Below are 21069 nucleotides of genomic sequence, written 5' to 3' on the forward strand. Positions count from 1 at the left end.
TAGAGATAGTTCTTGTCTGAGCCTCCTTAATGGCATTGTCAGCTACAGTTGAATTATTTGCTGGTGATGATGTAACTTCAGAAGCTTTGGATCCATTAGAATTTGTGGCATTAGAACCAACACTTGCAGATCCACATGCACTTAATAGCAAGGTAAAGCTAAGCAGCATCGCTACAATAAAACTTGACGTCTTTGTTAATCTCATAGGTGAAGACCCTCCGGTTATTTTATTATGGTAATATTAATGATAATGATTATCATACTCAATAACATTATATCGGGAGGATATGTGCTCGCCAATGGAGAATTTTGCGGTGGTAAATGGACGATTGTCCGATGAGCTCACCTGCCTGCTTTCCTTGCGGAACCGGATGGGAGATTGACCATTGTATTTACTGAACATGCGACTGAAGTAATATACATCGTTATATCCAACTTCTTCTGCAATATCGCGAAGTGGAGCATCGGTACATCGTAATAGCTCTTCTGCATGTTTAAGCCGGAATCGTATCAAATATTCAATCAAGCTGAACCCCGTCTCCCCTTTAAAACGCGTTGATAAATGACGAGGGCTGTAATTAAATTGCTCCGCTATAGATTCTAGTGATAAATTATGACGATAATGCTCCTCAATATAACGGACAACCTGCCCAATGACATCCGGTTGCCTGAGGTTAATTCCATCCTTTGTGAACTGCTTTAATAACTCATGTATAAACTGATAGAACAAGCCTTTAACTTGAATTCTTTCCAATTGGCTTCCTTGTGCCCAAAGTTGTTCCATTGCCATTAGTTGATAGTGCAGTGGTAATGGCTCCAAAGACTCGAAGCTATACTGCATCCGAAATGGATTGCTGCGTTCTAAAAGTCTTGCTAAATCCTTTCTTCCTGGCAAGGAGGCTCTATAGAATAATAAATAGTATTCAAACAACTTCCCTGTCTCTATACTTAGTCTCATGCCCTTGCCACCATGCACAATAAAGTGACGGTCTGCGTCGTAATCTATGCCGTTGAGATTCAAGCTGGCCGTACCCCGCACACAGTAGATAAATCCACATGCTGGTAATACATAGCCTTGCAGCTTGTCCCCAGGCTTCATCACAGCATGTCGAATATCAAGTACTTTAACAGCGGCATAATTCCATGCGAAAATATGATCTTCCAGCCTCATCTTTGCCATACACTCCGATCTGCTCCACAATCTATTTGAATTAATTATATTTCACAATAAATGATAATGATTATCAATTAGTATTAGGTAGTTCCTCTATTTTGTCAATCGCTGTTTAGTATCATGATTGCTTATAGCTTTCGAAATGGAGCTTCCTCAGGAATGCCTCTATCTCATTCACATATCCGCTTACATTAATCTTCCTCAGTACAACTAAGTACAATTTCTTATTCACACTTGAAGGATGTATCAAAAGTTTTCCGGCACAGACATGAACGGAATTGTAAAAAAACAAACAAAAAAGTTCATCAGATATAGTATCTAATGAACTTTGAGTTGATTTAGTTGGTACCGGTGAGAGGACTCGAACCTCCACGGTTTCCCTCTCGATTTTGAGTCGAGCGCGTCTGCCATTCCGCCACACCGGCAAAGTATTAAGTTAAAATATGGCGCGCCCTGAGAGATTCGAACTCCCGGCCTTTTGATTCGTAGTCAAACGCTCTATCCAGCTGAGCTAAGGGCGCAAAATTTATATGGAGCGGACGACGGGAATCGAACCCGCGACCCTCGCCTTGGCAAGGCGATGCTCTACCGCTGAGCCACGTCCGCACACGGTATGTATTGATGTCCGACTCACTAAAGAAGTGAGCCATGAAGGACTCGAACCTTCGACACCCTGATTAAAAGTCAGGTGCTCTACCAACTGAGCTAATGGCTCATAAAGCAAGAAAATGGCGGAACCGACGGGATTCGAACCCGCGGTCTCCTGCGTGACAGGCAGGCATGTTAGGCCAACTACACCACGGTTCCAGAAGAATAATTGCTTAATGAAAATTGGTTGCGGGGGCAGGATTTGAACCTGCGACCTTCGGGTTATGAGCCCGACGAGCTACCGGGCTGCTCCACCCCGCGTCAGTAAAAAAGTATTAATTCCCTTGGATTCCTCGGAAAGTATCCGGAATCCTTAGTGAAGCATTAACTTCACTTTTGGGGATGTGTTATGGTGGAGGCTGAGGGGATCGAACCCCCGACCCTCTGCTTGTAAGGCAGATGCTCTCCCAGCTGAGCTAAGCCTCCATGTAAAGAAGCAACTTAATTATCATACCACAATCAAACCTGTAATGCAACCATTTTTTCTAGAAGTCTAATGCTGTTTCAAGAAGAAATGGTGACCCGTATGGGATTCGAACCCATGTTACCTCCGTGAAAGGGAGGTGTCTTAACCCCTTGACCAACGGGCCGTTTTAAAAACAAATTGTTTTGACAACAAAAAAGATTATATCATGTATTATTAAGTATAGCAATACCTAAACTAATTATTTTTCTTTTTACTCTTCCCTAGGTAATAGATTGATATGAAGCTTTTGAGATATTATCTCAACGATTTGACCTATAGTTCTATCATTCGTGTCTAGATGCTGCTTAAATACCTCGTGATCAAGCCCTCTGATCCACCTGTCGATCTGCTGAGCAGCCCAAGGGTCTTTTCCTTCACCTCTAACACTTAATCTCTTAAGCAAGGTCTCTCGGGAGCCACGCAAACTTAAATGATAAAGCTCTATACCTCCATCAATGAACTTGCCGATGATTTCACTATCTAGATTCATTATGGTCATAGGCACGATAATTATTCCATCATACTCGCTAGCTATGTTTTTCTTCTATACATTTCATATGCGGTTTGTGTCTTCCCTGAACCAAAAGCACCATTGATCCATATAATCATGATCATTTGCCTCCATGAACTAATTTTCATTCAAAAACCACTTCACAGTGATTGCCTATCCTTATAATAAACCGCTAAACATCGTACAACAAAAAGACCACTGTCGATTACTCAACAGTGGTCTTGCGTGCTTGGCAACGTCCTACTCTCCCAGGACCCTTCGGTCCAAGTACCATCGGCGCTGGAGGGCTTAACGGTCGTGTTCGGGATGGGTACGCGTGGAACCCCTCCGCTATCGCCACCAAACGGGCATTTGCGGTACAAATGCATTATTCAGGTCTCAGCATCGCCAAATGCTGAAAACAAATTCATCATCATACAGTCACTTGGACTATATAAATCTGAGATTGATGCCTGAAAACTGAATCCGAAACAAATCTGCATTCTACATATAGGATAAGCCCTCGACCGATTAGTATTGGTCAGCTCCATGCATTGCTGCACTTCCACCTCCAACCTATCTACCTCGTCGTCTTCAAGGGGTCTTACTAATTGGGAAATCTCATCTTGAGGGGGGCTTCACGCTTAGATGCTTTCAGCGCTTATCCCGTCCGTACGTAGCTACCCAGCCATGCTCCTGGCGGAACAACTGGTGCACCAGCGGTACGTCCATCCCGGTCCTCTCGTACTAAGGACAGCTCCTCTCAAATTTCCTGCGCCCACGACAGATAGGGACCGAACTGTCTCACGACGTTCTGAACCCAGCTCGCGTACCGCTTTAATGGGCGAACAGCCCAACCCTTGGGACCTACTTCAGCCCCAGGATGCGATGAGCCGACATCGAGGTGCCAAACCTCCCCGTCGATGTGGACTCTTGGGGGAGATAAGCCTGTTATCCCCAGGGTAGCTTTTATCCGTTGAGCGATGGCCCTTCCATGCGGTACCACCGGATCACTAAGTCCGACTTTCGTCCCTGCTCGACTTGTAGGTCTCGCAGTCAAGCTCCCTTATGCCTTTGCACTCTGCGAATGATTTCCAACCATTCTGAGGGAACCTTGGAACGCCTCCGTTACTCTTTAGGAGGCGACCGCCCCAGTCAAACTGCCCGCCTGACACGGTCCCCGTACCCGGTAAGGGCACTAGGTTAGAACCTAGATACGATCAGGGTGGTATCCCAACGGCGCCTCCACCGAAGCTTGCGCTCCGATTTCTACGGCTCCCACCTATCCTGTACAGATCGTACCCAAATTCAATATCAAGCTGCAGTAAAGCTCCATGGGGTCTTTCCGTCTTGTCGCGGGTAACCTGCATCTTCACAGGTATTAAAATTTCACCGGATCTCTCGTTGAGACAGCGCCCAAGTCGTTACGCCATTCGTGCGGGTCAGAATTTACCTGACAAGGAATTTCGCTACCTTAGGACCGTTATAGTTACGGCCGCCGTTTACTGGGGCTTCGGTTCATAGCTTCGGGTTACCCCTAACCACTCCCCTTAACCTTCCAGCACCGGGCAGGCGTCAGCCCGTATACTTCGCCTTGCGGCTTCGCACAGACCTGTGTTTTTGCTAAACAGTCGCTTGGGCCTTTTCACTGCGGCCCCCTCGTGCTATTCACACTACCGGGGCACCCCTTCTCCCGAAGTTACGGGGTCATTTTGCCGAGTTCCTTAACGAGAGTTCTTCCGCGCGCCTTAGAATTCTCTTCTCGCCTACCTGTGTCGGTTTGCGGTACGGGCACCTTCTCCTGGCTAGAGGCTTTTCTTGGCAGTGTGAGATCATGACCTTCGCTACTATAATTTTCGCTCCCCATCACAGCCCAGCCTTATCGATGTGCGGATTTGCCTACACATCAGCCTCACTGCTTAGACGGACATCCATCAGTCCGCGTCACTACCCTCCTGCGTCACCCCATCGCTCATAGCGGATTACGGTGGTACAGTAATTTCAAACTGTTGTCCTTCGACTACGCCTTTCGGCCTCGCCTTAGGTCCCGACTTACCCTGAGCGGACGAGCCTTCCTCAGGAAACCTTGGGCTTTCGGCGGATCAGATTCTCACTGATCTTTTCGTTACTCATACCGGCATTCTCACTTGTGTAGTGTCCAGCGCTCTTTTCAGTACACCTTCAACCCCTACACAACGCTCCCCTACCCCAGATACATACGTATCTAGCCATAGCTTCGGTGGTGTGTTTAGCCCCGTTACATTTTCGGCGCAGAGTCACTCGACCAGTGAGCTATTACGCACTCTTTCAATGGTGGCTGCTTCTAAGCCAACATCCTGGTTGTCTGTGCAACTCCACATCCTTTCCCACTTAACACACACTTGGGGACCTTAGCTGATGGTCTGGGCTGTTTCCCTTTTGACAATGGATCTTAGCACTCACTGTCTGACTCCCGGCAATAAGTATATGGCATTCGGAGTTTGACTGAGCTTGGTAATCCTTGCGGACCCCGCACCCAATCAGTGCTCTACCTCCACTACTCTTATACCGAGGCTAGCCCTAAAGCTATTTCGGGGAGAACCAGCTATCTCCGAGTTCGATTGGAATTTCTCCGCTACCCCCACCTCATCCCCGCACTTTTCAACGTACGTGGGTTCGGGCCTCCAGTGCGTGTTACCGCACCTTCACCCTGGACAGGGGTAGATCACACGGTTTCGGGTCTACGTCCACATACTAATTCGCCCTATTCAGACTCGCTTTCGCTGCGGCTCCACCTTCTCGGCTTAACCTTGCATGTTAAACGTAACTCGCCGGTTCATTCTACAAAAGGCACGCCATCACCCATTAATAGGGCTCTGACTTTTTGTAAGCACACGGTTTCAGGTTCTATTTCACTCCCCTTCCGGGGTGCTTTTCACCTTTCCCTCACGGTACTGTTTCACTATCGGTCGCCAGGTAGTATTTAGCCTTAGCAGATGGTCCTGCTGGATTCATACGGGGTTTCACGTGCCCCGCACTACTCGGGATCCGTCTCGGAGAGAATACAGTTTAGGTTACAGGGCTTTTACCTCTATCGCGGGCCTTTCCAGACCTCTTCGCCTACCATATTCCTTTGTAACTCCATGTGAGACGTCCCACAACCCCTAAGAGCAAGCTCTTAGGTTTAGGCTGTTCCGCGTTCGCTCGCCGCTACTGACGGAATCACTATTGTTTTCTCTTCCTCAGGGTACTTAGATGTTTCAGTTCCCCTGGTCTGCCTCTACATTTCCTATGTATTCAGAAATGAGTAACTGCGAATTACCACAGCTGGGTTTCCCCATTCGGACACCCCCGGATCAAAGCTTGCTTACAGCTCCCCGAGGCAGTTTCGTTGTTCGCCACGTCCTTCGTCGGCTCCTGGCGCCTAGGCATCCTCCGTGTGCTCTTATTAGCTTAACCTTGATTTTTCCGCAGGAAAATATCATACGATGACATTCTCTTTGGAATCATCTCACTAATAACATTTACTTGTTTACACAAGTTGCTAAAAGATGTTCTAAAACGCAAATTCGTTTCGGTATCCAGTTTTCAAGGATCAAGTCTTACTTGAGAGCTTAAACTCTCAAAACTGAGCAACGAGTGAGTAACAGGCCTAAACCTGAGTTTTGGAAGCTGAGCTTCCGATTTGAATGTTCTCATTGCAGAGAACGATTCTCCATAGAAAGGAGGTGATCCAGCCGCACCTTCCGATACGGCTACCTTGTTACGACTTCACCCCAATCATCTACCCCACCTTCGGCGGCTGGCTCCCTTGCGGGTTACCCCACCGACTTCGGGTGTTGTAAACTCTCGTGGTGTGACGGGCGGTGTGTACAAGACCCGGGAACGTATTCACCGCGGCATGCTGATCCGCGATTACTAGCAATTCCGACTTCATGCAGGCGAGTTGCAGCCTGCAATCCGAACTGAGACCGGCTTTGATGGGATTGGCTCCACCTCGCGGCTTCGCTTCCCGTTGTACCGGCCATTGTAGTACGTGTGTAGCCCAGGTCATAAGGGGCATGATGATTTGACGTCATCCCCACCTTCCTCCGGTTTGTCACCGGCAGTCACTCTAGAGTGCCCAACATTACTTGCTGGCAACTAAAGTTAAGGGTTGCGCTCGTTGCGGGACTTAACCCAACATCTCACGACACGAGCTGACGACAACCATGCACCACCTGTCTCCTCTGTCCCGAAGGCCGCCACTATCTCTAGTGGATTCAGAGGGATGTCAAGACCTGGTAAGGTTCTTCGCGTTGCTTCGAATTAAACCACATACTCCACTGCTTGTGCGGGTCCCCGTCAATTCCTTTGAGTTTCAGTCTTGCGACCGTACTCCCCAGGCGGAGTGCTTACTGTGTTAACTTCGGCACCAAGGGTATCGAAACCCCTAACACCTAGCACTCATCGTTTACGGCGTGGACTACCAGGGTATCTAATCCTGTTTGCTCCCCACGCTTTCGCGCCTCAGCGTCAGTTACAGCCCAGAAAGTCGCCTTCGCCACTGGTGTTCCTCCACATATCTACGCATTTCACCGCTACACGTGGAATTCCACTTTCCTCTTCTGTACTCAAGCCACCCAGTTTCCAGTGCGACCTCAGGTTGAGCCCAAGGTTTAAACACCAGACTTAAATAGCCGCCTGCGCGCGCTTTACGCCCAATAATTCCGGACAACGCTTGCCCCCTACGTATTACCGCGGCTGCTGGCACGTAGTTAGCCGGGGCTTTCTTCTCAGGTACCGTCACTCCGGTAGCAGTTACTCTACCGGACGTTCTTCCCTGGCAACAGAGCTTTACGATCCGAAAACCTTCATCACTCACGCGGCGTTGCTCCGTCAGGCTTTCGCCCATTGCGGAAGATTCCCTACTGCTGCCTCCCGTAGGAGTCTGGGCCGTGTCTCAGTCCCAGTGTGGCCGTTCACCCTCTCAGGTCGGCTACGCATCGTCGCCTTGGTGGGCCGTTACCCCACCAACTAGCTAATGCGCCGCAGGCCCATCCCTCAGTGACAGATTGCTCCGTCTTTCATTCTTCTCTCAGGAGAAAAAAGAAATTATCCGGTATTAGCTACCGTTTCCGGTAGTTATCCCAGTCTGAAGGGCAGGTTGCCTACGTGTTACTCACCCGTCCGCCGCTAAGTCATTTTGAAAGCAAGCTTTCAAAATGACTCCGCTCGACTTGCATGTATTAGGCACGCCGCCAGCGTTCGTCCTGAGCCAGGATCAAACTCTCCAATTAGTATTGAAAAGAGCGATATGCTCATTTTGAAACATCTGACGAGAAAATTAATTCTCTAATTTTGGATTTCACTTACGTGATTTCCTACTCACTCGTTGTTCAGTTTTCAAAGATCAAGTTCTCGTTGGCGCCGTTTAATGTCTCAGCAGCAACTCTTATAATATATCATGCTTTCTGATTTATTGCAACTCTTTTTTTCAAAGTTCTTTGCAATCTAATTCAGATTAACATTCACCAACCGAAAGCTTTATAGTTCCTCTTTGCGACTGGATTTATAATGTACCATATATCCCTATATAAAAACAATACTTAAAAATTTATATTTTATAAATAAGTGCTTTTGCCCCACTTTATTTAACATCTTTTATCCCTATTTACCTATAAAAAAACGTGTAGATTCTAAGGATACAGAATCTACACGTAAGTCAAACAACGGCTTAATATATAAATTTATTAGTTTGAAATCCAAGGATTTCTACGTTTTTTAGTACTCGCTGCTGAACCTTGAGATTTCGTAGCAGTTTTGCTTTTCTTGCTACTAGGTTGACCTGAGGTCTTTGCTTTTTTGCCTGTTACTGTTTCCTTTGCTACATTCCCCTTATTCTTGAGAGAAGCGTTAGAAGTTGACTCATCAGTCTCTGTTCTAGCCGTTTCGGGAGATTCCTGCACGAACGCTTCAGGTTCTTGAATTTCCGGCACCCGATTATGCTGCGAATAATTACCTATCCCTGGATACTGCGGATTGGATGGAATATTAGAGTTATCCGGTCCACCAAATGCTCCAAGCGTAGAAGTAGGTACCATTCCCTGATTAGGCATTCCTGCTCCATATGCGGAAAAAGCGTTTGGATTCCCATATTCAGGATAGGTGTTATATACAGGCATGTCATATGAATAAGTTTGCACTGGTTGAATATGCACGCCTCCGCACCCACAAGTTGGCCAAGGAAGGTTCGGCGTCTGTCCTCCATATTGAGGAACAGCATACGGCGAGAAATCCCCGCCAACATTCATGCCAGCAACATTAGCCTCCATCGGATTCCACTGTCCTGGACTCATATTAGGGGCAGCATTTGGATTCCATTGCTCTGGGCTTATGTTTGGCGCGGCATTTGGATTCCACTGTTCCGGGCTTATGTTTGGCGCGGCATTTGGATTCCACTGTTCCGGGCTTATGTTTGGTGCGGCATTTGGATTCCATTGTTCTGGGCTTATGTTTGGCGCGGCATTTGGATTCCATTGTTCTGGGCTCATATTAGAATACATATTGCCCGAAAAATAACATGGTGAAATACATTCTGGTGCATAAGCCATTGGCTGAACATAACTTGGTGCCCAGTTCATGTTCATATTAGGGCTATTTTGATATGAATCATAGAGATAAGGATTTCCTCCCAGGCCCGGGTATCCGTTGGAATTATCCCATGAGCAATCATTGTCTGCTTTCTTCTCAGCTTTAGGTGCTTCTTGTTGAGCAACCGGTTCTTGATTTGGAACCGTAATCTGAACAAATAAACTCTGCATTTCAATTTCTTGCACTGGAGCAACTTCCATTTGCATATTAGGCGCAGGATTGGGTGCAATATTTTGTGTATTAATAGGGGCGATGTTTAGCGATGGGTGTGGTGCAGAATTGGATTCAGGTGAGATATTTGTCACTGGTTTAGGTGCAGGTTTAGCTTCTGGCTTGGTCTCTGGTTTTACTTCTGGTTTAGTTCCTGGTTTAGGTGCAGGCACGACTTCAGCAGCAGGCTGTTCTTTGGGGCCTGTATATTCCTTGCCACCCACCTGCGTTTTCTCTGAGGCGTTAGAAGGTGTATACCCAGGCTGTGTCGGTGAGGTATTGGATACTTTTTTAGGAATATTAACTACTTCCCCTAGCATAAGTACATTTGGATTCTTTAGTTGGGGATTGGCCTCAACCATATCCTTCAAAGGAATTCCCCAGGCTTTAGATAATTTCCACAAGGTATCTCCTTGTTTAACGGTGTGCTTGTAGTAAACTTCACTGTTCTCCGGTACGGATACAGGGGCCGTAGGTATTTTTACTTTGTCTCCAACCGCTAACACATTCGGATTACTGATCTGCGGGTTTGCTTCAATAATTTTTTGTAACGGCACTCCGTACTTTTGCGATAAGGCATACAAACTATCGCCTTGTTTGACAATGTGTATTTTCACGTAGCATTAACCTCCTAAAAGTTTTGTGGAGTATTGCTTTCTTTACAGCTACACAGCAAAACTGACTTCGAAAGCAAACACCCTTTTCATGGAACATTGCTCTCTTACAAAGTTATATGCGGTACAGCCGCCTCCTTCGTTACTACATCTTATGCAGCCCATGGGCGAATGACATCCCCGAAATAAAAAAAATCCTTTCATGATCCATGAAAAGATTAACCGGAGACTCCCGTTTTCTTCTGCATGTATGCATAAAAGGACTTCTGATGCGTATTCAATGCTATTTACGTTGTATGATTAGTCTTTATTCCCAAACCTTATAGCCATCTTTATCAACCACATTACGGAACTCTTCGAGCAGCTTCAAAGTGATTGGACCCGCTTGTCCTTCACCAATGATCCGGCCGTCAATTTCACGTGCAGCAATAACTTCAGCAGCTGTGCCAGTGAAGAACACCTCGTCCGCTATATAAACATCATGCATTGTGAACGGTTCTTCTTTCAGTTTAATACCTAATTTCTCGCAGAGCTCAATGATCGCCAGACGGGTAATTCCTTCAAGGGCTCCCAAGTAACATGGAGGAGTGAAAACTACACCATTTTTGATAATGAAAATATTATCGCCCGATCCCTCAGTAACATAACCTTGAGCGTTCATCATGATGGCTTCGTCGGCTTCTGCCAAGTTGGATTGGATTTTTACTAGGATATTGTTTAGGTAATTAAGCGATTTGATCTTTGGATTGAGTGCATCCGGAATATTACGGCGTTGGGACACAGAAACTGCACGAAGTCCGTTCAAATACGCTTGTTCTGGGTAAATAGCCAGTTGCTCAACGATAATAATTACACTAGCTTTTGGACAACGGCGTGGATCAAGACCTAAGTTCCCTGGTCCCCGGGAGACGATCAGTCGAATATAGCCGTTACGCATGTCGTTAAGACGAATCGTTTCAGCCATAGCTTCCAGCATCTCATCATACGTTAGCGGAATGTCCAGCATGATCGATTTTGCCGAATCATACAGTCTGTCCAAATGCTCTTTACATTTAAAAATATTGCCGTTATAGATACGGATACCTTCAAAAATACCGTCTCCATACAAAAAACCGTGATCAAAAACGGATACCTTTGCATTTTCCTTCGTTACGTGTTGTCCATCCAAATAGATCCATTGCTCAGCCATGAATTTACTGCACCTCCGCTTTCTCTTCCTCATAGGTGTATGTGGGATACGAGCCCAGAATCCTTACCTGACAGCCTAAAGCACTAATTTCTTCAATAGCCCCTGGCAGCAGAACAGATTCTATCGGTTCCAGCACATCAATATAAAAATAATAAGTACCCAGCTTCTTCTTCGTTGGTCGTGATTCAATACGCGATAAATTCAGTTTCCGCCAGGAAAAAGCAGCAAGCACCTGATGCAAGGCACCTGGAAAATCCTCTGGCAGCGTTACTAGAACACTCGTCTTTACTCCTGTGCTGCTCCGCGGAAGATCTATCTTCTGTGGACCAACCAGGACAAACCGTGTGTAATTGTTGTTGTGATCTGTAATTTGCCGATCTACAATCTCCAGCCCATGAGTAGCGGCGCCAAGAGCGGTACCGATAGCAGCCCAGCCCTTGCCGGGATTGTTTTTGACGATTTCTACAGCTTCAGAGGTACTTCCAACCGACTCCAGTTCAGCCCAAGGGGCATGCTTACGAACAAATTGCATACATTGTGCCATTGCTACGGGGTGCGAAAGGATTTTTACCATCTTGGTGAAATCCTTGTTGCCGTCTGTATCTGTGAATTCCCTTGGGTTACCGATAAGATTCTGTATCGATGGAAAAATCCATTCCGTCTGCATTGGCAGATCCACTTCATTGATGAGCCAATCGATGTGAAGACTAACTGAGCCTTCAATGGTATTTTCAATCGGAATCACGCTGTAATCGGTGGTACCATTCGCCGTAGAGAGAAATACATCGGAAATTAACTTGTGATGCACAAGCTTTACAGGTTCACCGTTAAACAAATGCAGCAGCGCTTCGTGGGATACCGAGCCCTGCGGCAATACCGCTATTGATTTCATGACCGTACTCCTTTTATCATATCCAAAAATGATACGTTTTGCATCTCGTTTATTTCAAGCAGCTCTGTAGTAACTCCAGAAGCACAAGGTGTTAACCAGCAGGTCCGAGCGGAAATGCCATGTTCCTGCATCGTATTCTTCAAGAAGGCCTCAAGCTCACTCTTACGGGTCTCTTGGCGATCCACTAAACATAGCAGAGTCGGTCCAGCACCGCTAAGTGCGATCCCTAAAGCACCGTGTTCAGGAGCTTCTGCGAGCAGCTTCTCCATGCCCGGTATAAGCGGTGCACGATACGGCTGATGCAGGCGATCCTGCATCGCTCTGCTAAGCAGGTCAAGCCGGCCTGATGCCAGCGAAGCCGTCAATAGAGAGGTTCTGCTAATGTTGTACACAGCATCACTAACTGAGATTTCTGTTGGAAGCAATCCCCGCGCTTTTGTGGTTTCCAGTTCGAATTCAGGAATAACCACCAGCACCTCAAGATTTTGTGGTGGTTCCAGCCGAACATAATCCGCATGTTCACCATCCCACACGGCAGTAATAATGCCGCCAAACAAGGAGGCACCCACATTATCGGGATGTTTCTCAAGCTGGGTAGCCATATCAAACAGCTTAGCATTATCCAGCGGAGAGCCAATCATTGTGTTCGCTGCGGCCATTCCGCCAATAATAGCTGAGGCACTGCTGCCGAGTCCACGCGTAAGCGGAATTTCCGAGTACATGGATATCGATAATTCAGGCACCGTAACGCCTGCTTCTGCAAATACCATTTGAGCGACCTTATAGAGTAAATTGCTCTTATCCTGAGCCACTCCATTCATCTCATCACCATATAGATGAAAAACAGTCTCCTCTGCTTCCTCCATCTCAATCCAGGCATATAGCGGCAATGCCATACCCAGAGTATCGAAGCCCGGACCAAGATTGGCAGTACTAGCAGGCACTTTAACCCTAGCTCTTCCGTAAATACTCATAACAGGTACAATCTCCTTACTATGTTTTGAAATATGAAAGTATTAGTTCATTGGCTTGGTTAACCTTCCACACGATAATGGCTCTTAATCCGGCGGATGACTTTCAGCTCCTCGAAATGGCGCAGCACTTTGTTCATGCTTGCTTTACTAGCGTTATGAGTGACAATAATGATCTCCGCATCAGGATTATTGGGATTGGCTTGCTGAACTACTGAATCCAAACTTACATCATATTCGGCAAACACTTGAGTAATCTTAGCCAATACCCCTGCTTTATCATCAACATGCAGAAGCAAAAAGTTTTTATAAAAAATAGCTTCATCACTCTTAAGCTTTTTCTGCTTGTAAGGTACTTTTTGCTTCAATCCATTTACACCTAGTTTAAGGTTCTTAATGACAGCTACCAAATCAGCTACCACTGAGGTTGCAGTTGGCATTGCGCCCGCACCCGCACCGTAGAACATGGTCTCTCCCACTGCTTCCCCGTATACGTAAACTGCGTTGAACACGCCATTGACGGAAGCCAAGGGATGACTAGCCCGAATCAAGGTTGGCTGAACACTGATGCTGAATTCTTCATCCTGACGTTCAGCGATGCCTAACAGCTTAATTTCATATCCGAGACGTTTCGCAAAGGCGATATCCGCCTTACTCACCTGAGAAATCCCACTCACACTTACATCATGCAGCTCCACATTAGTACGGAAACCTAAGGTTCCGAGAATCGCCATTTTGCGGGCAGCGTCCAGGCCTTCCACATCCGAGGTTGGATCAGACTCTGCGTATCCCAGATCCTGCGCTTCTTTTAACACATCATTATAGGATGCGCCTTCTTGGCTCATTTTGGTTAGTATGTAATTAGTCGTTCCATTCACGATACCTATAATCTTCATAATCTTATCTGAGGAAAAGCCCTCGATAAGTGTGCGGATAATCGGAATGCCTCCTGCTACGCTAGCCTCATAAAAGACATCACATTGCTTCTCCTGCGCCTTAGCAAGAATCTCCGAGCCGTGCAGCGCCATCAAATCCTTGTTCGCAGTTACGACATGTTTACCGCGTTCCAAAGCTTCAAGAATATATTCTTTGGTTCCCGCGATTCCCCCCATAACTTCAACGATGACATCAATTTCAGGATCACGAATCACATCCCATGGATCTGTCGTTATTTTAGCAGGATCAACCTCGATTTCGCGTGGTTTATTAGAATTATTCACAGCTATACGTTCAATGACAATTGAAGAGCCTACCTGGCTGCTTAAATCCTCTTGATTCCCTTCCACGATACGAACTACACCTGTGCCTACTGTTCCCAGGCCCAGCAACCCCACTTTAACCGGCTTCATCTGTCTCCTCCTAAAAGTTTACGAATATAGTTCCTATCCCTGTCCAACGATTAAAGCACGCTTCACTCCTGGAATCTCTTTCAGACTATCCAGCATCTCTCCGAGTTCCTCATTTAAGTGTGAAATTTCTACGGAGATCACCACATTCGCCCGCCCTTGCAGCGGAATACTCTGGTGAATCGTCAACACATTAGCCCCATGTCCCGCTACAGAGCCTAGTACCTTGGAAAGCATTCCAGATTCGTGCTCCAAATCCATGGAAATCGTAACGATCCGCTCTCGTTCGAGCTGATGGATCAAGTGAATTCCATCCTTGTATTTATAAAAAGCGCTTCGGCTTAATCCCACCTGCTCTACACCTTCATTTACGGTCTTCGCATCCCCGGCCTCAAGCAATTGTTTAACCTGCATAGTCTTAAGTACAGCATCAGGCAATATGTCCTCCCGGACCAAATAATAGCGTTCTCTCACGAACGTCCTCACCTCAAAGACTTTTGTGTTTTCTTAGTGGACATTATATCGGAAAAGGCTTGTAAAATGCAATAACTTTATCTGGATGCTCCAAGGCCTGGGGAGTTAGGTGTAGTAAAACCCCCGGATTCCCGGGGGCAGAAGGCAATCGTATGTACACTAACTGTATGGAATCGTCGTCCCGCAATAGTCACAGATTTTATCCTGCCCTGGAAGTACTCTACTCTTAGCACCGCAACTCGGACAAACGATGGATTTCGGCAGTTGGACAGGTGGCTTAGGCCTATTCTCCGGCAATGACTGCCGCCCAGATGATGGCTGGTTCTCTGATGCCGCGGAGGGCTGTGCCCGGTCAGGATGTACAAGATTGGGCGGTTGTTTATCTAAGAGCTTAACACGTCCTTCATAATAGACAAGATCAGAAGCAAGTAACCCCCATCTCACCAAATACCGTAGGTCTCTACGTACATCATCTTCACTTTGTTTCGTGATATCAGCTAAATTACCAATATGCCTAACATCATCCACTACGATCAGCATGAGATACTTCTTGCACAAAAAATCAAAGTTTTCTGTTGCGAAGGTAGCCCTCCCTGCAAAGCTGTCCGCCGGAATTATAAAGATCACGTAGAGGACCACCAGAATGATCAATAAAGTGTACCACTTAAAATCCCCTTTGTAGGTCCCCACGGCGAAGAGGACAGCAAGTTCCATAAAAGCTCCCATACATACATGATAGAGCAATTTGTAGTTAAATGATTTCCGCTCATTCTTATAATGAGTGCTTACAAAACGAAGCATCGCAAGTACAAACCCAAGCGGAGCAAACAAATAGGCAATCGCCATGATGATTCGATCAAACACTGTCTGGTCTCGCTTGTTACGGTAGCGAAGGTTATTCTCAGGCGCACGCACCAGTGCTTGTGCCCGTTTGGAATAAATAAGCTTCGGCGGCAATTTCACAAATGGATTGTCTACACGTCCTTCATAATAAACAATATCTGGAGAAAGCACTCCCTGATCTTTTAAATATTCCAAAACCTCGCGGACATTCTCTTCACTGAATCCGCGGATATCGGATAGGCTGCCGATATGCCTTATGCCGTCCACAAGAACCAATGCGATATAGTCATTGCAAAGATAGGTGAATCCCTCTCTCCATCCTACGGCCCTAACGGATAATTTGATGGCGGGAATCCTAAACAATGCGTAGATAATCACCAGCCTGATCAAGAGTGCGACATAACCGATTTGACCGAGCAGCTTGCTAATAATGAAATAGATCGCCAATTCTACAAAGGCACCCATACACGCATGATAAAACAGGTTAATATTGCTTGCTTTGCGCTGTCTCTTGGAATGTGTAGATAATAACCGAATGGCAGCCAATATAAAGCCAAACGGAGCAAATACATACGCAAACACAATAGTCGTATAATCAAACGCCGTCCGCTCATATTCATGCTTGTACACGGGTTTTCCCGATACCGGCGGCTGTCTGCGTATATCCAATGCACTCATTTTGTCTTTAATCCCCTTATTTATGTAATCCTATATGCGATGCAGCTAATCTGTTGGTTGACGGCATTAATTGTACGGGATCTTCGTTCCACAGTAATCACAGCTTTTAGATTGGCTTGGGAGCACAGTATTCTGGGCTCCGCACCCCGGACAACGGATAGACTTAGGCAGTTGCGGCGGAGACTGAGGCTGCGCAGGTATCTGCTGCCCCGATGCTTGGGTTCTCCCCGTTCCTCCAAAACCCGAAGTACTTTCAGGGTAACCTTGATTAGCTGCTGATGGTTCTGGCGTCTGGCGCCCTTCGGATAATGCGATATCAATATCAAGCAGTCCTTTATCCTTCAGATAGTGGACATCTCTCCGTACATCACTTTCACTTTGGCCTATTCGTTCAGATATACTGCCAATATGCCGGATATTCTTATTTTGAATCAGCTCTATATAAGAAGTGTTAAGCTTAGAAAGGGTATATTTAGCTTTCGCTGTCACACTGGCCAGTATAAAAGCTGGAGTCAAAAACATGATTGCAATTAAAATAAGCGTTGATACTAATTCAGAAGTTCCAAATTCCCCATTGAGCGCACTAGAAAACATGGCAATAGAAAGTTCAACAAACCCACCAATAAATACATGCATCAGCAGATTGAGGTTAGTCGGTCTGCGGTAATTTTTGTAATGCGTTGTCATCAAACGTAACAAGGCAAGCACAAGTCCAACGGGCATCAGCAGATAAGCAGCCGCGAGAATAACATAATCAAACCCGGTACGTTCGTATTTAAGCCGGGGAACGGCTGCATTTCCTCCCGGGAGCGGTGACGGCTCTTGTAGGTTCAAACTGTTCATGTAGTAAACTCCTCCTATTTAAGTGCCGCTAATTCACGGTTACGCCGCTGAAGTGTAGACTTTATACTCTCTGACATCTCATTTACTTCTACCTGCCAGCCCTCATGTGGCTCTTGGGTCGCCAGCAGTAGCTTCACGTGATCATGTAACAGAGAAATCTGCTGCTGCAGAATATCCTCTGTAGCATATAAAGACGGTTCTGATATCGGATCACTGTACTTAAATTTTTCCTCCAACATATCTAACACGTTCACTAGCTGCTCGGAATCGGAATTCTTCCAGCTACTAGCTAGCTCACTCATTTCAGTTAATTCGTTCTGATACCGCCGAAACTTTTGTAAAGACCTTTTGGCTTGCTGTTCCCCTGCCCCAGCATTCCACCCGTAAAGCCCTATCGCGGCCAAAGTGATCGCTCCTAACACAAGAATCAGCAATTGTTCGGCTGCGTACCACAAGGCGGGTAACTCCAGCAGCCAATCGAAGAGTAAGGCCGATACAAATACGATGGCTGCATAGATTCCCGTAATGATTGCGCCGCTGATAAGAACAGGCGGAGTCTGCTGAATGCTACTTGCCGTTCGGAGCCAAAAAATACAATAGCCATAGATTACACTTTCTGCTAGCAGAACCGCGGATAAAGAAATTATGAACCGAAACAGTGAGTCAGAGAAACCTAATCCAATAAACGAGAACACTGTCAGTACTATAGCTACCGCATAAATGATGGTAATAATGTATATATATCTCCTGCTTTTGTTCATTAGGTCCTCCTTAGCCTGCTTTTGTTCCGCACTCTGCACAGAATTTTTGTCCAGCTTTCAGCTCATGTCCACAGCCGCTGCATTTAATCACCATGCTGTCTCCACAATGAGGACAGAATTTCACCCCTGGCGCTACCATAGTCCCACATTTACCGCAAGCTTTAGGCATTTCTTTTCCACAGGAGACACAAGAAGCCGCTCCCTCAGGATTATCTGCTTTACAGGATGGGCAAGCACGATAAGGATTCCCGCAACCTGGACAGAACTTAGCTCCCGCATTTAGTTCATGCCCGCATTCAAAACATTTGATCTTGTTCGCAGAGGGAGAACCTTGCGGGTTGCCTCCAAGCGCCTGCCCACAACCGCTGCAGAACCGTCCCTCTACTGGATTCATAACTCCACACTTAGAGCAGGAACGCTGCTCTTGACGTATAACTGTAGTCCCTGAATCCAAGTTCATCCCTCTAGTCATACGGTTCACCATATCCATAGCGGGTCCAGCAAATCCCATTCCAAGTCCAAGCCCCATCCCGGTGTTCATCATGCCCACTCCAAGATTGCCGGGATTCCCTGCCGCTTCTTCCATCGTGTCAAAACCACGCTCCTGCTGATAGGTGAAGCCAATGATATCCATTTCCGCTTTTTTAGCCAAAGCTTCCTTCAAACGAATCGTTGCCGGATCATCCTCTGGAATATTGATCGAATCAATATAGAAATTATTCAGCTCAATGCCATTATCCAAGAAAGCCGAGGCTAGTCGGCCCTGAATATGTTTGGAAATCTCTGCAACATAAGCATTAATCTCCAGTATGCTGATTTGCTTGTGCACAAGGTAAGAAGAAATAAGTTCATTTATATTCGACATCAGCAGTCCGCGGAAATAACTGATAAGCGTTTCATGATCAAACTGCGGGAGCGTCCCTACGAGCTTCAGCAAGAATTTTCGCGGATCATCGATTTTTACACCAAACTGCCCAAAAGAACGAACAGAAATCATAATTTTGTATTTGGGATCCTGAAGCTGTAAAGGTGAGCTCGTTCCCCATTTGACATTCATCGAATTCGTCTTATTCACATACCATACTTCAGCCGTAAATGGTGATTTTCCACCAAAAGGAAGATTAACGATATTGGATAAAATAGGTATATTAGCGGTACTTAGCGTGTGCCGCCCAGCTGTAAAAGAATCAAGCGCTTGTCCGCCCTTGAATAGAATCGCTTCCTGGGATTCATTAACGATTAGTTGTGTCCATGTCCCCAGCTCCTGGTTAGGATATTTCCATGCAAATATACCTGGAGGACCGTCATACTTCACCACTTCTATAATTGCCATCTGCTATTCCTTCTTTCATTATCTTATATATAAATAACGTGTACGCTCCCAAATGGGAATTAGTGTATTTCGATATTTATTGTATACGATATATATCGTGTTTTGGGTTCTTTTATTGAAAAAATTACTGATCTCCTCACAAAAAAAGCGCCATCTATGCTATCCCTTTACAGGAAAACCATAGTTGGCGCTTCATAGTCAGCTAAATATTAATAGTAGCTGCTGTTCTCAACGAATTCGAATTCGAAATCAGCGATACGGACAATCGTTCCTTCTACAGCACCGCGTTTACGAAGCTCTGCATCTACACCCATATGACGCAAAGTCCGTGCCAGCTTGAGAATCGCATCATGTGTGCTAAGCTGCATGCGCTTCAGCATACGTTCGATACGTGGGCTTGTGACCACAAACGCCTCGTTATCCCGTGTAATAGTAAAGGAATTATCCTCTTCTGCTTCCAGCTTATACACCTTACGTTCAGTAGTTTCAGCAACTTCCTCAACCACCGGCGCAACCGGAATGCTGTCGAGAATATCCGTTGCACGATATAGGAGCTCCTGAACACCCTGACGGGTAAGGGATGAAATTGGCATGATTTCTAAATCCGGCCGCACCTCAGCTACGCGTTCGCGGAAAGAAATAAGATTCTCTTCTGATTCAGGCATATCCATCTTATTCGCCGCCACAATCTGCGGACGATCGATTAGACTAGCATTGTACTGCTTCAGCTCATCATTAATTAGAACCCAATCCTCGAAGGGATCACGGCCCTCAGAGCCAGACATATCAACTACATGAATGATGATACGCGTGCGTTCAACGTGACGCAGGAATTCGTGACCCAGACCTATGCCTTCACTAGCTCCCTCGATTAATCCAGGCAGATCCGCCATCACAAAGCTTCGGCCATCCCCAACATCCACTACCCCTAAATTCGGTGTAATTGTTGTGAAATGGTAAGCTCCGATTTTGGGCTGGGCTGCGGACACAACCGACAGCAACGTAGATTTACCCACACTCGGGAAGCCTACAAGCCCTACATCAGCCATTACCTTAAGTTCCATAACAACATAACGCTCTTGGCCTTCTTCACCGTTCTCCGCAAGCTCTGGTGCAGTATTATTAGCTGTGGCAAAACGGGTGTTACCCCGGCCTCCACGGCCTCCACGTGCAACTACAACCTGTTGTCCATGACGCGTCATATCGGCAATGATCTCTTGCGTATCATCGTCAATCAGAATGGTTCCTGGCGGAATACGAACGATCATATGATCCGCATTCGCTCCATGTTGGCTTTTGTTCCGTCCTTTAATCCCTTTGTCAGCTTTGAAGTGGCGCTGATAACGGAAGTCCATCAACGTGCGCAGTCCCTCATCTACACGGAAAATAACGTCGCCTCCACGGCCTCCGTCACCACCGGCAGGACCACCCTCCGGTACATATTTCTCCCGGCGAAACGCAACGAGACCATCCCCGCCGTCACCGCCTTTAACATAAATCTTAGCTTTATCTACGAACATAAATG

General features: G+C 46.3%; 14 protein-coding genes, 8 tRNA genes and 3 rRNA genes. 1 reads left to right on the forward strand and 24 read right to left on the reverse strand.

The window, feature by feature from the left end; genetic code table 11:
- Positions 1 to 29: 29 nt before the first annotated feature.
- Positions 30 to 239, forward strand: a complete 210-nt coding sequence (locus tag NYE58_RS28910; RefSeq protein ID WP_341003649.1) for a hypothetical protein — start codon at positions 30 to 32, stop codon at positions 237 to 239.
- A 2-nt stretch (positions 240 to 241) separates the two neighbouring features.
- Here the strand turns inward: NYE58_RS28910 and NYE58_RS28915 are convergent, their stop codons facing one another.
- The 24 genes from NYE58_RS28915 to obgE form a co-directional block, all read right to left on the reverse strand.
- Positions 242 to 1180, reverse strand: coding sequence for an AraC family transcriptional regulator (locus NYE58_RS28915; RefSeq protein WP_341003651.1), 939 nt, complete (start codon positions 1178 to 1180; stop codon positions 242 to 244).
- A gap of 337 nt (positions 1181 to 1517) precedes the next feature.
- Positions 1518 to 1599, reverse strand: a tRNA-Leu gene (locus NYE58_RS28920).
- A 19-nt stretch (positions 1600 to 1618) separates the two neighbouring features.
- A tRNA-Arg gene (locus tag NYE58_RS28925) sits at positions 1619 to 1695 on the reverse strand.
- Positions 1696 to 1705: 10 nt separating this feature from the next.
- A tRNA-Gly gene (locus NYE58_RS28930) sits at positions 1706 to 1780 on the reverse strand.
- 36 nt (positions 1781 to 1816) lie between these two features.
- Positions 1817 to 1889 (reverse strand) — tRNA-Lys (locus NYE58_RS28935).
- Positions 1890 to 1903: 14 nt separating this feature from the next.
- Positions 1904 to 1981 (reverse strand) — tRNA-Asp (locus tag NYE58_RS28940).
- A 25-nt stretch (positions 1982 to 2006) separates the two neighbouring features.
- A tRNA-Met gene (locus tag NYE58_RS28945) sits at positions 2007 to 2083 on the reverse strand.
- 89 nt (positions 2084 to 2172) lie between these two features.
- Positions 2173 to 2248 (reverse strand) — tRNA-Val (locus tag NYE58_RS28950).
- An 89-nt stretch (positions 2249 to 2337) separates the two neighbouring features.
- Positions 2338 to 2412 (reverse strand) — tRNA-Glu (locus tag NYE58_RS28955).
- An 87-nt stretch (positions 2413 to 2499) separates the two neighbouring features.
- On the reverse strand, positions 2500 to 2778 hold the full coding sequence (locus NYE58_RS28960; protein WP_143762010.1) for a hypothetical protein: 279 nt from the start codon (positions 2776 to 2778) through the stop codon (positions 2500 to 2502).
- Positions 2779 to 3026: 248 nt separating this feature from the next.
- Positions 3027 to 3143 (reverse strand): 5S ribosomal RNA (rrf, locus tag NYE58_RS28965).
- A 146-nt stretch (positions 3144 to 3289) separates the two neighbouring features.
- Positions 3290 to 6216 (reverse strand): 23S ribosomal RNA (locus tag NYE58_RS28970).
- A 262-nt stretch (positions 6217 to 6478) separates the two neighbouring features.
- A 16S ribosomal RNA gene (locus tag NYE58_RS28975) occupies positions 6479 to 8036 on the reverse strand.
- Together the 16S, 23S and 5S rRNA genes form the textbook arrangement of a ribosomal RNA operon.
- 453 nt (positions 8037 to 8489) lie before the next feature.
- The gene (locus NYE58_RS28980; protein ID WP_341003654.1) at positions 8490 to 10217 is read right to left on the reverse strand and encodes a LysM peptidoglycan-binding domain-containing protein; all 1728 of its coding nucleotides are present in this window, start codon (positions 10215 to 10217) and stop codon (positions 8490 to 8492) included.
- 304 nt (positions 10218 to 10521) lie between these two features.
- Positions 10522 to 11403 (reverse strand): branched-chain-amino-acid transaminase, encoded by an 882-nt coding sequence (ilvE, locus tag NYE58_RS28985; RefSeq protein WP_036685189.1) that lies wholly within the window; start codon positions 11401 to 11403, stop codon positions 10522 to 10524.
- A gap of 4 nt (positions 11404 to 11407) precedes the next feature.
- The gene (gene pheA, locus NYE58_RS28990; protein ID WP_036685188.1) at positions 11408 to 12295 is read right to left on the reverse strand and encodes a prephenate dehydratase; all 888 of its coding nucleotides are present in this window, start codon (positions 12293 to 12295) and stop codon (positions 11408 to 11410) included.
- Positions 12292 to 13269, reverse strand: coding sequence for a homoserine kinase (thrB, locus tag NYE58_RS28995; RefSeq protein ID WP_038573028.1), 978 nt, complete (start codon positions 13267 to 13269; stop codon positions 12292 to 12294). Before thrB ends, pheA begins: the two co-directional genes overlap by 4 nt.
- 59 nt (positions 13270 to 13328) lie before the next feature.
- Positions 13329 to 14615, reverse strand: coding sequence for a homoserine dehydrogenase (locus NYE58_RS29000; RefSeq protein ID WP_036685184.1), 1287 nt, complete (start codon positions 14613 to 14615; stop codon positions 13329 to 13331).
- A 33-nt stretch (positions 14616 to 14648) separates the two neighbouring features.
- Complete coding sequence (locus NYE58_RS29005; protein WP_038573029.1) at positions 14649 to 15086, reverse strand: ACT domain-containing protein; 438 nt, start codon at positions 15084 to 15086, stop codon at positions 14649 to 14651.
- A 159-nt stretch (positions 15087 to 15245) separates the two neighbouring features.
- Entirely contained in the window at positions 15246 to 16607 is a 1362-nt protein-coding gene (locus NYE58_RS29010; protein WP_341003656.1) for a hypothetical protein, read from the reverse strand.
- 66 nt (positions 16608 to 16673) lie between these two features.
- Positions 16674 to 17450 (reverse strand): hypothetical protein, encoded by a 777-nt coding sequence (locus NYE58_RS29015; protein WP_076218573.1) that lies wholly within the window; start codon positions 17448 to 17450, stop codon positions 16674 to 16676.
- 14 nt (positions 17451 to 17464) lie between these two features.
- On the reverse strand, positions 17465 to 18211 hold the full coding sequence (locus tag NYE58_RS29020; RefSeq protein ID WP_341003658.1) for a hypothetical protein: 747 nt from the start codon (positions 18209 to 18211) through the stop codon (positions 17465 to 17467).
- Between the two features lie 10 nt (positions 18212 to 18221).
- Entirely contained in the window at positions 18222 to 19544 is a 1323-nt protein-coding gene (locus NYE58_RS29025) for an SPFH domain-containing protein (protein WP_036685175.1), read from the reverse strand.
- A 209-nt stretch (positions 19545 to 19753) separates the two neighbouring features.
- On the reverse strand, positions 19754 to 21064 hold the full coding sequence (obgE, locus tag NYE58_RS29030) for a GTPase ObgE (protein ID WP_036685174.1): 1311 nt from the start codon (positions 21062 to 21064) through the stop codon (positions 19754 to 19756).
- Between the last annotated feature and the right edge of the window lie 5 nt (positions 21065 to 21069).

Source organism: Paenibacillus sp. FSL L8-0708, from assembly GCF_038009325.1.
Classification (GTDB): Bacteria; Bacillota; Bacilli; order Paenibacillales; family Paenibacillaceae; genus Paenibacillus_AQ; species Paenibacillus_AQ odorifer.